At 45.5% G+C, this 15914-nt stretch carries 12 protein-coding genes; 7 read left to right on the top strand and 5 right to left on the bottom strand.

Annotated features, from left to right (window positions below; translation table 11 throughout):
• Window positions 1–47: 47 nt before the first annotated feature.
• The gene (glpT, locus tag ITG12_RS14790; protein ID WP_038879065.1) at window positions 48–1415 is read right to left on the bottom strand and encodes a glycerol-3-phosphate transporter; all 1368 of its coding nucleotides are present in this window, start codon (window positions 1413–1415) and stop codon (window positions 48–50) included.
• Between the two features lie 869 nt (window positions 1416–2284).
• Between glpT and ITG12_RS14785 the strand changes: the two genes are divergently transcribed.
• From ITG12_RS14785 to mltC, 5 genes are all read left to right on the top strand, one after another.
• On the top strand, window positions 2285–3139 hold the full coding sequence (locus tag ITG12_RS14785; protein ID WP_005436583.1) for an MIP/aquaporin family protein: 855 nt from the start codon (window positions 2285–2287) through the stop codon (window positions 3137–3139).
• A gap of 58 nt (window positions 3140–3197) precedes the next feature.
• The gene (glpK, locus tag ITG12_RS14780; protein WP_038879061.1) at window positions 3198–4715 is read left to right on the top strand and encodes a glycerol kinase GlpK; all 1518 of its coding nucleotides are present in this window, start codon (window positions 3198–3200) and stop codon (window positions 4713–4715) included.
• Between the two features lie 190 nt (window positions 4716–4905).
• Window positions 4906–5697 carry a DeoR/GlpR family transcriptional regulator gene (locus tag ITG12_RS14775; RefSeq protein ID WP_038879059.1) on the top strand — a complete coding sequence of 264 codons (792 nt, stop codon included), beginning with the start codon at window positions 4906–4908 and terminating at the stop codon, window positions 5695–5697.
• A gap of 179 nt (window positions 5698–5876) precedes the next feature.
• Complete coding sequence (gene glpD, locus ITG12_RS14770) at window positions 5877–7436, top strand: glycerol-3-phosphate dehydrogenase (protein ID WP_038879056.1); 1560 nt, start codon at window positions 5877–5879, stop codon at window positions 7434–7436.
• A 178-nt stretch (window positions 7437–7614) separates the two neighbouring features.
• A complete protein-coding gene (gene mltC / locus ITG12_RS14765; RefSeq protein ID WP_038879054.1) occupies window positions 7615–8727 on the top strand; it encodes a membrane-bound lytic murein transglycosylase MltC in 1113 nt (370 codons plus the stop codon).
• 320 nt (window positions 8728–9047) lie between these two features.
• Here the strand turns inward: mltC and ITG12_RS14760 are convergent, their stop codons facing one another.
• Window positions 9048–10232 carry an NnrS family protein gene (locus ITG12_RS14760; protein ID WP_038879240.1) on the bottom strand — a complete coding sequence of 395 codons (1185 nt, stop codon included), beginning with the start codon at window positions 10230–10232 and terminating at the stop codon, window positions 9048–9050.
• A 200-nt stretch (window positions 10233–10432) separates the two neighbouring features.
• Between ITG12_RS14760 and ITG12_RS14755 the strand changes: the two genes are divergently transcribed.
• Entirely contained in the window at window positions 10433–10984 is a 552-nt protein-coding gene (locus tag ITG12_RS14755) for a gamma-glutamylcyclotransferase family protein (protein ID WP_038879051.1), read from the top strand.
• Between the two features lie 40 nt (window positions 10985–11024).
• Here ITG12_RS14755 and ITG12_RS14750 read toward each other — a convergent pair whose 3' ends face one another.
• From ITG12_RS14750 to ITG12_RS14740, 3 genes are all read right to left on the bottom strand, one after another.
• Complete coding sequence (locus ITG12_RS14750) at window positions 11025–11621, bottom strand: outer membrane beta-barrel protein (RefSeq protein ID WP_005436574.1); 597 nt, start codon at window positions 11619–11621, stop codon at window positions 11025–11027.
• Window positions 11622–11766: 145 nt separating this feature from the next.
• Complete coding sequence (locus ITG12_RS14745) at window positions 11767–12099, bottom strand: tRNA-binding protein (RefSeq protein ID WP_005436572.1); 333 nt, start codon at window positions 12097–12099, stop codon at window positions 11767–11769.
• Between the two features lie 121 nt (window positions 12100–12220).
• Entirely contained in the window at window positions 12221–13990 is a 1770-nt protein-coding gene (locus ITG12_RS14740; RefSeq protein WP_038879048.1) for an SgrR family transcriptional regulator, read from the bottom strand.
• 380 nt (window positions 13991–14370) lie between these two features.
• On the opposite strand from ITG12_RS14740, the gene ptsG reads away from it, so the two are divergent.
• Window positions 14371–15780: a PTS glucose transporter subunit IIBC gene (gene ptsG, locus ITG12_RS14735; RefSeq protein ID WP_038879045.1), complete on the top strand. Its 1410-nt coding sequence runs from the start codon at window positions 14371–14373 to the stop codon at window positions 15778–15780.
• Window positions 15781–15914 lie beyond the last annotated feature (134 nt).

Here is a 15914-nt window from a genome sequence, read left to right as displayed (position 1 = left end):
TTCCTTAACTTATTGAAGGAGCAGTATTCCACCGCCCCTTTAATGTTTTATGACGCCAATGCTTCTTTCTCACGTGCTTTTTGTTCGTGATGAGCGCGTTCACCCAAGAAAGCGTAAATCAAGCAGATAATAGAGGTAATACAAGACCCGACAAGAATGATGAACCCACCATCCCAACCGAAGTGGTCAACGGTGTAACCAAGAATAGCGTTCGCAGCAACAGCGCCACCTAAGTATCCGAATAACCCGGTCAAGCCAGCGGCAGTACCCGCCGCTTTTTTAGGAGCAAGCTCTAGTGCATACAAACCAATCAACATCACTGGGCCGTAAATCAAGAAACCGATAGCCACCAGCGCCATCATATCGACTGCTGGATTACCTGCTGGGTTAAACCAGTAAACAAGCACCGCAACCGTGACAAGTACCATAAATAAGATGCCAGCAGGGGCGCGGCGACCTTTAAACACTTTGTCAGAAATCCAACCACACAATAACGTACCAGGAATACCAGCCCACTCGTATAGGAAGTAAGCCCAAGAAGATTTATCTACTGAGAAGTCTTTTGCTTCTTTTAAATACACTGGAGCCCAGTCCAACACACCGTAGCGGATCAGGTAAACAAACGCGTTCGCGATCGCAATTGACCACAACAATTTATTAGAAAAGACATACTTGAAGAAAATCTCCTTCGCACTCATTTCTTTCTCATGAGACTTGTCGTAATCGTCTGGGTAGTCGTCTTTATACTCTTCAATTGGCGGAAGACCACAAGATTGAGGTGTATCTCTTACCGTGAACCAAATAAAGACAGCTACGAGCGTGGCAAAAAATGCAGGAACATAGAAAGCGGTGCGCCAATCGTCGTTAAATGCCCAAAGACCAAGAATAAATAGTGGACCAATTAAACCACCACCTACGTTATGCGCCACGTTCCAAACCGATACGATCTCGCCACGTTCTTTACGTGACCACCAGTGAACCATGGTTCGACCACAGGCAGGCCATCCCATACCTTGGAACCAACCGTTTAGGAACAATAGAATAAACATCGCGGTAATGCTGCCCGTAGCCCAAGGCATAAAGCCGAAGCAGAACATCACAAGCGCAGACATTAACAGACCGCCACTTAAGAAATAACGAGGGTTAGAGCGGTCAGAAACACTGCCCATTAAGAATTTTGATAAACCGTAAGCAATGGAAACTGCAGCTAAAGCAACACCTAAGTCACCACGGCTAAAACCTTGCTCAATAAGGTAAGGCATCGCCAAGCTAAAGTTTTTACGCACTAAATAATAGCCAGCGTAACCGACGAAGATACCGATGAAGAGTTGCCAACGTAAGCGGGAATAGGTGCCGTCGATCTTATCGGACGATAAGCGATCGATATGCGCCTTAGGTTTGAATATTCCAAACATAGGAACCTCATTAATTATGTGAGCGATGGTAGGGAGTAATAAATCGCGAACGAGCAAAAAGGAGTTTCGTTCGAAAGTTAATGCATTTTATGAAATACAATTTTTATTTCTGTGATAAATGTTGCATAGGAATTAAATTTCAGTAAATACAGCAAACTAGAAGCATTTAATTAGACAGTGCTTCCATTTCCCCCACATTCCGTTACTGTCTATATAGAGCATGAAGTGCGCAAACGAACAAAATCATCGCTATCTTAAGTAAACCAAGCGCTCAAATGACCACATAAATGGATAAAAGGTAGAGGTTGAAGAGATAAAACACGCTATTTAAGTAATTAAAGACCAGCATGACGTGTTGCAACAATGTCACTTCGTTAACAATTAGCATCGACATCAGCCAACCAATCCCAAAGCGCATTCAAAACAAATCTCTAGTAAAAGACGTCGTATCAACCACAAATAAACTTCTTCATTCTTAACGGTGGTTTAACTCAGAGCAACGAGCTCATCAATATCAGCCTCCCCCTTATCATCATTAGTGTCAGCTAGCTCTTTAGGGGTAGTTTTCAACCAGTAATCTGAGTAATTTCCCACCATTCGCGAAGCAGCTTCACAAAACTCCTCTTACCAGTTTGTGCATTGATTTTCACATCGGTAGTTTTAGGCCGAAAAATAGAAGTAGAAGCTTCTGAATCGTTTTATCGAGTTTCCTTTTTGAGCAAAAGATGCGTCAATTAACAAAAACGAAGAGTTTGATTAACAAATTTATGCTCAAACGCTCACTTTTAACGCTCGTTTGTTTTCGCAAACGTTTATATATGCACAATAGAACCGTGCTAGATAAGCATAAATATTAAAGGACTCTTAACATGACAACGAACAAACACCCCTCACTGCTCGGAGAATGTTTGGCCGAGTTTATCGGTACCGGATTACTTATCTTTTTTGGCGTAGGCTGTGTTGCTGCACTCGTTTTGACCGGAGCTCAATTTGGTCAATGGGAAATCAGTATTGTATGGGGCTTTGGCGTCGCCATTGCAATTTACTGTACTGCGGGCGTATCCGGTGCACACATCAACCCTGCAGTTACCATCGCGCTGGCGATGTTCCATGGATTCGATAAGGCGAAAGTGGTGCCTTATATCATTGCGCAAATGCTCGGTGCATTTTGCTCTGCCGCTTTGGTTTACAGCTTGTACAGCAACCTATTTACTGATTACGAAATCGCACACAATTTCGTTCGTAGCAGCCAAGACGCATTAGCAACAGCAGGTATTTTCTCGACTTACCCACACGCTTCTCTCTCTTTCTTTGGCGCTTTTGCTGTGGAATTCGTGATTACTGCAGTGCTAATGTTTGCCATTCTTGCTCTTGGTGATGAGAACAACGGTGCACCTCGCGGCGCTATGAACCCATTACTTATCGGTATTCTCATTGCGGTTATCGGTGGTTCTTTAGGCCCACTGACTGGCTTTGCGATGAACCCTGCTCGTGACTTCGGCCCTAAACTGTTTGCTTACTTTGCCGGCTGGGATTACGCACTGACCGGTGCGCGTGAAATCCCATACTTTATTGTTCCAATTCTTGCTCCTATCGCAGGTGCTTGCTTCGGTGGTTGGTTGTACCCGAAAGCGATTGCTGCATATCTGCCACAACAAGGTCATGGCTGTACTATCCCTAACCAGTGCGAGACCGAAGAAGAAGCAGAACAAGCTCAAGCTTAAAACCAACTCATTCGAACATTTACTAAAATATAAATAACGAAACAAAAGGATTCTTACCATGACTGAGCAAAAATACATTGTTGCCCTAGACCAAGGCACGACAAGCTCTCGTGCTGTCATTCTGGATCATGACGCGAATATCGTAAGCGTCGCTCAGCGAGAATTTACTCAGATTTATCCAGAGGCTGGTTGGGTTGAACATGACCCAATGGAAATCTGGGCAACTCAAAGCTCTACTTTGGTTGAAGCACTTGCAAAAACCGGTATCCGTAGCGACCAACTTGTTGGTATCGGTATTACCAACCAACGTGAAACCACAATTGTATGGAACAAAGAAACAGGCAAGCCGGTTTACAACGCGATCGTGTGGCAATGTCGCCGTACTGCCGATATTTGTGAAGAATTAAAAGCGCGCGGACTAGAAGATTACGTTCGCGACAATACAGGTCTGGTTTTAGACCCTTACTTCTCTGGCACAAAAGTGAAGTGGATTCTAGATAACGTTGAAGGCGCGCGTGAAGAAGCGGAAGCGGGCAAGTTGTTATTCGGTACAGTGGATACTTGGCTGGTTTGGAAAATGACACAAGGCCGCGTTCACGTAACCGATTACACCAACGCTTCGCGCACTATGCTTTTCAACATTAACGACCTATGCTGGGATCAGAAAATGCTGGATGAATTAGGTATTCCAGTGTCGATGATGCCAGAAGTCAAACGCTCATCAGAAATCTACGGTCAAACTAACATTGGTGGTAAAGGCGGTACTCGCATCCCAATCGCGGGTATTGCAGGTGACCAACAAGCCGCGCTTTACGGTCAGATGTGTGTTGAAGCTGGCCAAGCGAAGAACACCTACGGTACAGGTTGTTTCTTGTTGATGAACACAGGTCAAGAGAAGGTCACATCGAAAAATGGCCTGCTGACTACGCTAGCATGTGGTCCAAAAGGTGAACCAGCTTACGCCCTTGAAGGTGCAGTATTCATGGGTGGTGCTTCAATTCAATGGCTACGTGACGAAATGAAGATTCTGGCTGGTGCTGAAGATTCAGAATACTTTGCGACCAAAGTAGATACTTCAAATGGTGTTTACGTTGTACCTGCGTTTACTGGTCTGGGCGCACCATATTGGGATGCTTACGCTCGCGGTACGATTGTCGGTCTAACTCGTGGCGTAAACTCTAACCACATTATCCGTGCAACTTTGGAAGGTATCGCTTACCAAACTCGTGATGTGCTAGACGCAATGCAAGCAGACTCGGGCATTAAACTCGCGAATCTTCGTGTGGATGGCGGCGCAGTGGCGAACAACTTCCTGATGCAGTTCCAATCTGATGTTCTTAATACCGAAGTTCATCGTCCTCAAGTGACCGAAGTGACCGCTTTGGGTGCAGCCTACCTAGCTGGTCTAGCGGTTGGTTTCTGGGATAGCATTGATGAACTGCAAGACAAAGCAGTGCTCGATCGCACATTCGAACCACACGATGATGAAGAGAAACGTAACCGTCGTTACAAAGGTTGGAAGCGCGCAGTTAAGTGTGCTCAAACCTGGTCTGAGCTTCACGACGAAGACGATTAATTTCTGATAAACGATTAGTTTCCCCCTGATTAATCGTAAAGAGCGCCGAGTTGGCGCTCTTTTTTTGCGTTCGATCGCGGATTCCCTATTCCCACGACTTCTCACAATGCGCCAATTCGAGCACAATAGAGCGAGTTTCTATATTCGAATTTGAAGCATTGGCGATTACCAGTGCACAAGGGAGTGCTAAGTGAAGCAAATACCAAGACACCAACAGATTGTTGAGTTGGTGAAAAAACAAGGCTATGTCAGCACGGATGAGCTAGTAGAAAAATTTAATGTCAGCCCTCAAACTATTCGTCGCGATCTCAACGACCTAGCAGATGAAAACAAAATACGCCGATATCATGGTGGCGCAACGATTCCGCTTAGTTCAGAGAATACCTCCTACAACACGCGCAAAGCACTTAACTTCAACGAAAAGGACGTAATTGCTGACGAGTTGGTTAAACATATTCCCGATGGCGCAACTCTGTTTATTGATATCGGAACGACACCAGAATCGGTTGCTCGTGCGCTCAATAAAAATCACAAACAGCTTCGCGTGGTGACCAACAATATTAATGTTGCCACCATTCTGTTACCAAACCCAGAAATCAAAGTGATTTTGGCGGGCGGTGAAGTTCGCAACCGTGACGGCGGCATTGTTGGAGAAGCGACGCTCGATTTCGTCAAGCAATTCCGCCTTGATTTTGGCATTTTGGGTATCAGTGGTATCGATTTTGATGGCTCACTGCTGGACTTTGATTACCACGAAGTTCGCGTTAAACAGGCGATTATCGATAACAGCCGCAGCGTTTTCCTTGCGGTTGACCATTCGAAGTTTGGTCGTAATGCGATGGTGAAACTGGGCAATATCGCGCAATTGAACATGGTATTTACCAACAAACAACCACCAGAAGAGATTCTCGCGATTCTAAAAGAAGCAGCAGTTCCGCTCGAAGTGGTTGATACGCAAATGGAAAGAGCCATAACCGAATAGCGTTTACACTCACTATTTACGCGCATAAATGACCTCTGTCTTAATTAGGCAGAGGTTTTTTTGTGCCCAAATCACACAAAACGCTCACAAACGAAAATAAATAATGACCACAAACGAAACCTAAGCTAGGATAAAATCATATTCTAAAATGCTCGTTCGCTCACCAAGAGGTCAAATTTATGAGTATCCAACAAAATGCTTCCACGACGAATTCATCCCCTACTCTAGACATGATCGTGATCGGCGGCGGCATTAACGGGGCAGGTATTGCTGCAGATGCTGCTGGCCGTGGTTTAAGCGTCGGTTTGTACGAAGCTAACGACTTCGCATCGGCAACCTCTTCTGCAAGTTCAAAACTGATCCACGGTGGATTACGTTACCTTGAACACTATGAGTTTCGTTTGGTTTCGGAAGCGCTCGCTGAGCGTGAAGTGATCTTACGTAAAGCGCCTCATGTGGCTCTGCCAATGCGCTTCCGTTTACCTCATCGTCCATTTTTACGCCCAGCTTGGATGATCCGCTGTGGCCTGTTCCTTTACGATAACTTGGGTAAACGAACCACTCTTCCAAGCAGCAAAACCGTCAACCTAGCAAAATCAGGTCTACTAAAACCTGAAATGAAAACCGGTTTCGAATACTCAGATTGTTGGGTAGATGACGCACGCTTGGTGTTGTTGAACGTTCTGGCTGCAAAAGAGAATAACGCAGAAGTTCGCAACTACTGTCGCGTAGAAAAAGCACACCGTGAAGGCGGCATTTGGCATGTCACTATTCACGACGTCACCACAGACCAACGTTTCGAACGCAAAGCGAAAGCTCTGGTTAACGCTGCAGGCCCATGGGTGAAACAGTTCTTTGATGAAGGATTAGAGCAAACCTCCCCTCGCAACATTCGTTTGATAAAAGGCTCGCACATCGTTGTTCCTCGTATCCACAACGAGCCGCAAGCCTACATCCTACAAAACAAAGATAACCGCATCGTATTTATGATCCCTTACTTAGATAAGTTCTCGATCATTGGTACCACAGATGTGGAATACAAAGGCGATCCGCGTGAAGTCGCGATCTCCGAAGATGAAGTCGATTACTTGATCGATATCGTTAACCAACACTTTGTCCACCAGCTAAACCGCGAAGATGTGGTATGGACTTACAGTGGTGTACGTCCGTTGTGTGATGATGAGTCTGACTCACCGCAAGCGATCACACGTGACTACACACTAGAACTGGACGCGGAATACGACCACGCACCTTTACTTTCAGTGTTCGGTGGCAAGCTCACGACTTACCGTAAGCTTGGTGAAGCAGCAATGAAGAAACTTGCCCCATTCCTACCTGAAATGGGTAAAGATTGGACAGCAAACCAAACCCTTCCTGGCGGTAACTTCAGTTGTAGCCGTGAGCAATTGGCGAAGATGATTCATGCGAAATACTCATGGGCATCAGAAGCGATGTTGCTGCGCTATGTGACTCAGTTTGGTACACAAACTTGGGACCTAATGGAAGACACTAGCAGCGTAGAAGATCTTGGTCATTGCTTCTCAGAGCAAGCAAGCGGCGTATATCAACGCGAAATTGATTACTTGATGAATCACGAAATGGCGCTAACCGATGAAGACATCTTATGGCGTCGCACAAAACTTGGTTTATACATGAACGAAGAGGAGAAAATCGCACTGGCAGAATATCTAAAAGAGAAGCTGCAACAGAAAGTCGTTAGCCTCTCACAAGTAAGTTAAATTGGACTCTCCTAATACAAAGCCTGCACCCCGCAGGCTTTTTCTTTTTCCGGTGAATACTCAGCATCAAACGCTTCTATCGAAAGCACAAAAAGTTTTAATTTCAGGCGATTAGCACTCTTACTTATTATTTTCTTCAGTCGGCAATTGCCCTCACCTCTAATTTAATCGGTATCCGATGAAGAAATCGCTAATCCTGAGCTTACTCCTTCTCGGTGGTTGTTCTGTCGCTCCTGAAGAAACACCACCATGCGCATGTGATGACTACGTTCCTCCTTATGTAAAGCCGCCAAGCGCATCGAACGAAGACAACATCAAACAGTTACTGGCTTACATCGCTCAAAAAGCCAAAGATCGCTGGGGTGAAGATGAGTTCGTTGAAGCAGGCAAACACCGTTACGTGAAGTACCTTGACAGTTACAACACCCGAGCACACATCGACTTCGAGACGGGTAAGATTTATGTTTCGACAATTTCTCAGTACCACCCAACGGAGAAGCTGCAAAAAGCCATCGTTCAAACTCTGCTCATGCCTGCCGATCCAGCTCATGCAGAATTGTTTAGTGACAAAGAAGCGGCTCTGCGTGGAAAACCCTTCTTGCTTGGCCAAGTGCTTGATCAAGATGGTAAACCAATAGAGTGGGAATGGCGTGCTAACCGTTATTCGGATTACCTGATCGAGAATAAGCTACAAAAGAAAGCCATCAAACGCGGCAGTGCTTACTATGTCGAAATCAATATGGTGAAAGATCACCTAGAGCAACGTGAGTATCAATATGCAGGCTTGATTCGCGATGCTGCTAAACGGTATGGATTGCCAGAAGACCTTATCTTTGCCGTGATCAAAACCGAAAGTAGCTTTAATCCTTATGCGGTTTCTCATGCCGGTGCTTACGGCTTGATGCAAGTGATCCCCAAAACAGCGGGGGCAGATGTGTTTAATTTGGTGAAAAACAAACCGGGCATTCCAACCAAAGAGTACTTGTTCGATCCTGCCAATAACATTGATACAGGCGCGGCGTACTTCTACATCTTGAAGAACCGTTATCTTCGCGATGTGAAACACCCTACCTCGAAGCATTTTAGTATGATTTCCGCCTATAACGGCGGTACTGGCGGCGTGCTTTCTACCTTCAATAGTGACCGAAAACGCGCGATGAATGAGCTTAACAGCCTTAACCCGACTCAGGTTTATGATGCGTTAACCACTCAACATCCAAAAGGGGAAGCAAGACGCTACTTGCAAAAGGTGCTGTATTTCCAGAAAGACTTTAGCGAAGGGAATATCTAATTTTATCTAGCCACAGAACGAAAAACGCCGCTTAGTTCCACGGAGGGATAGAACTAAGCGGCCATGTAATTACACGAGAGACTCCTATGGGTCTTAAACGTCAATTGGCTAGTTAATCACTCGTGTGCATACGAGTAATAACATCTACAGAGTAGCGGAGTCCGCACCTTCTAGCACGCTCAAATCCCACTATAGAATTCAACGTTTTTCACATTCTTAACAATTACCTTACTAATTGTGGGTCATTTGCGGAAGCAAGCTCAAATAAAAAGGGCTCATACCATTGGTTGAGCCCTTCTTTTATCAATTCTGAACTGTGATTATCCGGGATGACCATCCACTCTTGGTTTCAACAGCATCATTCCGAATCGCCATACGAACATACCGAAAGCCAGAATCCACAAGGCGGCACTGACATCAATCCAAAGTAGCATGTTTGCAGGGTCAAAAATCACGCCTAAGCTTCTTGCTAAAGCCGCGCCAATCACGGCAGCAAAAGCGATACTCATGTTTGGGCCTTTGTAAATCATGCGACCGGTGTGCCCCATGGTCACTCGAGAAATCATTGCTAAGATCAAGCCTCCTAATGCTCCGATAGCAAATAGGTGAATCAAGTTATGATTAGCAAACGCATTATCCCAACTACCACGTAGAATCAGACTCAAAGGCAAGCACAAGTAAGCTGCATGTAAAGACCACACCAACGGCTCGCTAAGTGTCAGCCAAGGCTTCCAGCGCAGGAATCGAACCAACTGCGCCACACCGGCAAACAACATAAGTGGCTGACCAAGTTCCGCAAACGTCACAGGGAAGAAGCTCAACACGAACAACATGACCAAAGGTAGGTTTGCTAGCCAATCTAACCACATTAGCGGCTGAGCCTTTTCAAAGTTAAATCGACGAGCAGTGAAAAATGGAATCACTCGTCCACCCATGACGGAAAGCAGCAGAGTGAACCACCAAAGCATCGCTTGCCATACTGCAGACGAGGTAAATGGCGGCATGCCTTTCACCGTTGCGTAACTGGCAAAGTTAGCAAAGATGGCGAGCAAGAATAACGGCACAAAAAACAGGTTCCGCCAACCTTTCGCACGGTAAACACGAATGCCCACTTCGTACGCTACAAACAGCAAAAACAGCGCTTCAATGCTGCTGGTTAACCAAAGTGGTGCTGGTGTCCAAAGCAGTATTCTCGGTGCAAGCCACAATGTAAATATCGCTAACAAGGTGTAGTGTTTCGTGCCGTTAATGCCCGTCCAGTTTTGCACTGCAGTCAGCACAAAGCCCACTACTATTGCCATTGAAAAACCAAACAACATTTCATGAACGTGCCACCACAACGCCGGAACACTCAATGCACTTGGCTGTCCGGTTTGGAACATCCATACCCATACCGCAATTGCGACAACAGCATAAATAGAGCCAAACAGGAAAAACGGTCTAAACCCTAATCGCAGCCATGCAGGGATTTTTTCTTCCACTTTTTTATCGGTGATATTCAGCATTGTGATGCCCTTAAGTACCCATTTGATACCGTTCAAAAATTCTACGCGTTCGATATTAACACAAACATGCATAAAAAATACATGTTATAAAATCAAACTATCCTTTCGAGGTAAAACCTGTGCTTCACACGTTGCTTGGTTGGTAGTGTTTAGGTATAACGGATAACAGTTATTTCGTCGAAGCAAGGGAAGCAATCGAGATGTATATATTTGGCTACGGCAGTTTAATCAATGCCGCCTCGCGTAAGTTAACGGGTCAAACGGGAGAAGCCATCCCAGTCATCGCTCATGGACTGGTGCGCTATTGGGGCAAAGTTGACGACAGCTATATTTTGTCACCCTTGGTTGTGAATGAAGGCGAAGGGCAAGTCAATGGCGTACTGCTTGAAGTCGACGATCAAGCGCTAGCGGATTTTGACCGACGCGAGCGTGGCTACCATCGCATTCAAATCCGTCCTGATCAGATTGAAACAGAGGCCACTTTTAACTCTGAGCACAGCATTTGGGTTTATGTGAAAAACGATCCGTTACCACCCTGCTCGCTCAGTCCCATCATGCAAAGCTATGTTGATACGGTCCTCGCTGGATGCTTAGAAGTCTCCCACGCCTTTGCTGAGCACTTCGTTCGCCATACCGTTGGTTGGCATCATGCCAAAGAAAACGACCGCCACCAGCCCAAATACGGCAACTTAGCGGGCGTACAAGATCATCATTATGAGTTGATTGATAACCTAATTAAAAAGGGAGCCTAGTGGCTCCCTTTTGCTATTCTCATATTCTGTTTGTGTGAGATTAGAACTTGTAATCAACACCAGCGTATAGGCTGTCGAAATCAAAGTCGATATCACCACCGCCTTCAACATCGATCGTTACTGTAGAAACACGGTAACCACCAGAGATAATTAGACCTGAAGCGAACTCGTAACCCACTTCTGCACCGTAGTTGAAACCAACATCACTACCGTCAGTTTTCACATTAAGGTTTGCAAGGTTTGATTTAGACTCAAAATCTACACCCATCACACCAAGACCTGCAACTGCACCAACATAAAAACCAGTACCAGAGAATTGGTATTTCGGTTTTGCATTTAGGTTGAAGCCGTAACCATCAACAGTCACTTTTGCCCAGTTACCTGAACCAGATGCTTTTTCTTCAAAGCTACCGTAGTAGACGTATTCGCCCTCTAGTGCCAGTTTGAAGTTTTCTGAGTATTGCAGCTCTTTACCTACCGCAATACCAAGACCCGTAGCTGAAGAGCTTGACGAGTCACCTTCAACTTTAAGGTCTGAATTTAAAATATCCGCACCAATGTACCAATTACCTTCCGCCTGAACCGACGCCGAAGCAACCACTGCACCTAAAGCCAATAATGGCAATACTTTTTTCATTATAATTTCCTAATTTTTCATACTGTTAGACAGCTTTTAAAAGCGCGGAGATTATAAATAAAGGTGAATATGATTCTATTGATTCATTTATAAAATGAGATCTAAAACATAAATAACTGTTATATAAACAATATATGACTAGATACTAAACGATTCTCACACCAGCTGGCATCGCGCGTTCAGGCGTTAGCAGAACACTTTCTGATTCATCATCGGTTTCAGCACACAGCAGCATGCACTCGGAGGTTTCACCACGCATCTTAGCTTTCGCAAGATTACACAGCACCACCACTTGTTTCCCCATCAACTCTTCTTCTGTGTAGTAAGGCACCAAGCTGGTGACGGTTTGCAGTGTTTTCTCACCGATGTCGATCTGCACGATGTAAAGCTTATCTGCGTTTTCGTGACGAGCCACTTCGATGATTTTTCCGGTGCGAATTTCTAGTTTTGCGAAGTCTGAGTAAGCGATCGTTTCCATTGATTAAAACCTCAAGTAAAATTTTACTAAAACAAACTCTACGTTATCAGTTAGTACTTTAAATACAAGAGGTGAAGATCGCATTTTGATGAGCAAAGATCGTGCTGTTTACAATCGTCCTTTACCAAATCTCACTCAACTTCGGCCAACCCCACGCCGTGATCTCTACACCTTTGAATATGTCTTGGAAGCTAAGTGTTTGTCGGTGGTGAAGCATCGGACTAACCACACCTTCATAGATCAGCACAGAGCCAAGTTGCTCTAACTGGGTGAGGTAATCTTCCGGAGCGCTAAACTGTCGAATTTGGTTGATCTCAACCACCAGCCAGTCGCTGACGTCAGATCCGATCGTGGCGTGCAAAACAGGATCGCTGAGGAAAAACAGTAAAGCCGAGACTTGTCGGTTGTCATCCAAGTTAAAGCTGCTCAAGACGATCTCTTCACTAAAGCCCTCTCCAGACGCTTTTTCAATAAATGCTTCAAACGAATAAACGTTTACTTCAACTTTGATGCCATGTTCCATCAAGATTTGCTCAGCGGCTCTCGCACTGCGTTGAATACCAAGATGGGAATAACAGGCGATTCGGATTGAACTCGGTAGTACTACCTCATCACTTCTCAGGTATTTGACGTTGTGCCAGAAGGGGAAAAAGTTATGTGCGATCTCAGCCCCGAAGGTGGTTTCGTTGCGCTCCAACTGCTGCCAAATGTTCTCACCACTCAATGCATCACTCAGCCAACGTCGCTGAGCGTGTGATAAGTTAGAATGATTGTGATTGAAAATCATAAGCAAGCACCCTTCTTCCACGCGATCTTTCGATGCTGTGTGTTTGGTATCAATGATGCGCTCATCCACTTCTTCATCTGGAGAGTTGGTGATGACCTTTTTCGAGTACTGCTCTGTCTTAGGTAAATCGTGTGGGTAGTTGGATGCCTTTGCACCTTCCTTCTTGTCACTGTTTAACGACCAGATGGTGACTTTATCAGTGAGGGAGCGAAATCCGTGGAAGCGCTCATTCGCCAACAAGGTAAGCTTATTGTTCGTATGCGATTCCAGAGAGAAAATGCCACAGCCGATGCTATCGGAAGATAGGTTATTGAGTTGCTCGACAGGCTGTAAAGAGTATTTCAGATCACTCAACAATGCAGCGAAGCCTTTGTCTGGCCGAGTAAGTTGAACGGAAAATCGATAAGGCGACTCGACGGAAACCGTTTCAAGGTGATCGAGCTCATTTTGATAATATGGAAGCTGCTGCCAATGGTTTAGTAGCTTCACCATCAGCTCTGCATCCACTTTACCGCCATGATGAAAGCAAACGGACGGACGAAGATAAAACGTCCAAGTTCGCCACTCTTCATCGGTTTGCCAATGATGCGCAATGTTTCCGACTAACTCACCTTCAGGTGTCATAGAAACCAAGCAAGCGTGAATTTGACGAATTAAGAAACGCTCGCTGTTTCGTTGCGGTGTGATTGGATTGAGCGTAGCAAAAGAGCGGTTATAGGTGAGTTGTACACTGACTTTGCCTTCTGTCACTTGGGCGCCGGAAGTTTGCTTGAGCAGTTGCTCAAACACGACTTGGTCGAAGTCAAGAAACTCAAGTGCTCGGTCGTATTTGCTCTCTTTGATCCATTCAAGAGCGATAGAGCGCTTCACCTCTGTACGATCGATGTTACGAATTAAGGTCGAACGTTGGTTACGCCCCACTCTGGGTATCCAAGCGATCCAGTTGAGCGCATTCATCTGCTTGAGAATAGCTCGGGCATGCCTTGCGCTGGTGAACATCTTGTCTGCAATCTCGGCAAGCGTCACCGCGTATTCCTCTCGCAGCTCAAAACTCTCTACACGTTCGTAGTAGCGAAAAAGATTAATACTCTCCAAAACAGGCACTCCAAAACTAAAATTCTGTTCCTTATATTAGCGTTTAATGTATTCATTCAAGTAAAAAGGTCTAAAAACTTAGTTATCAGGAACAAGAAAAACAAAATTCACTCTGTTTTTTCATGCCTTATTTTTACCCAAAATACACTTAGATTCTGACGCAGTCCTATGGTTGAGCGATCGAGACAGTGCCCTTCAATTGGTTAAGGCCCTCTATTTTTAGCTCAGCACACCACTTATAAAGCTTTAGCGATAGCAACCAGTTTTTATGTTTATGCTCCAACCCCCGCAAACCATAATCACGATGCTATCGCTAATCTCCCCGCTTCCCACAGTTTATTCATGACTGCGCCACTCAAGATTTTTATCTAACAAGTTGGAGTATTTTTATGTTTGCTAACTTTTTTGCCAACCTTTCTAAGGTCGGTAAGGCGCTCATGTTGCCTATAGCCTCAATGCCCGCGGCAGGTATCCTTTTGGGTATTGGCTCGGCGCAATTTGGGTTCATTCCACCCGTAGTTTCTGAATTGATGGCAGAAGCGGGGGGCGCGGTCTTCGGTAACCTGCCGCTTATCTTTGCGCTTGGCGTTGCTATCTCATTTACCAACAATGATGGTGTTGGTGCGGTTGCGGCAGGTATTGGTTATTACGTATTAGTCGCGACGCTAAAAGTCATGGCTGGCGTGCTGGGTGTGGACCATATCGACACAGGTGTGCTCGGTGGCATCATCTCCGGTGCAGTTGGTGCGTATATGTTTAACCGTTTCTATACCATTAAGATGCCAGCTTACTTGGCCTTCTTCGCGGGTAAACGATTTGTCCCGATCGTCACGTCATTTTCTATGCTGTTTTTGGGTATTGCGATTGCCTTTATTTGGCAACCAATTGGCTCCGGTATTGATTGGTTTGGCACATGGGCAACCGAGCAAAACCCATTGGTGGCATTCTGGGCTTACGGCACCGCGGAACGTGCTCTGATCCCATTTGGTCTGCACCATGTGATCAATGTGATTATTCAGCTTCAAGCCGGTGAGTTTGTGAACGCTGCTGGTCAAGTATTCCACGGAGAGATCCCTCGCTTCTTCGCTGGCGACCCAAATGCGGGCAACCTAGCAGGTGGTTACCTATTCAAGATGTTTGGTCTTCCTGCGGCGGCAATTGCGATTGGCCGTGCAGCAAAACCAGAGAACCGCACCAAAGTTATGGGCATTATGATCTCAGCTGCACTGACGTCGTTCCTAACTGGTATCACTGAGCCTATCGAGTTTGCGTTCTTGTTCATCTCGCCTGTGCTTTACGTGATTCACGCGATCATTGCGGGTCTGGCTTACCCACTGTGTATCATGCTGGGCGTAAAACATGGCTACAGCTTTAGTGCAGGTCTTATCGACTACGTGACCTTCTTTGGTATTTCGACCAAAGGCTGGATGATCATCCCACTAGGTTTGGCATACGCAGCGCTGTACTACGTAGTGTTCACTTGGTTCATTAAAACGTTCGATCTGAAAACACCAGGTCGTGAAGATCAAGACAGCAGCAAAGCCGTCAATGACACCAGTTCAGAGTTTGCCAGTGAGTTGGTTAGCGCGTTTGGCGGCAAACAAAACATCTTAAGCACCGATGCTTGTATCACTCGATTGCGCATCCAAGTCGCAGAGCAAGACAAAGTCGACGAAGCGAAATTGAAAGCACTTGGTGCAGCGGGTGTGGTGCGAGTCGGTACAGGCGTACAAGCTATCTTTGGCGGCAACAGCGATGTGTACAAAACCCAAATGGTTGATTGGATGAACAACAACTAGCATTCTGAGCGCCATTTTCTGTGGCCTGTAAAGAGAAAATAGAAACGACAAATCGCGGTCACATCAATGACCGCGATTTTTGTTTTCATGCGACTAATCAACGCCCGACTCAAGATAACGTTTACACATCACAT

It is taken from the genome of Vibrio sp. ED002 (assembly GCF_023277445.1).
Lineage (GTDB): Bacteria > Pseudomonadota > Gammaproteobacteria > Enterobacterales > Vibrionaceae > Vibrio > Vibrio jasicida.
This window is presented reverse-complemented; position numbering and strand designations above follow the sequence as displayed.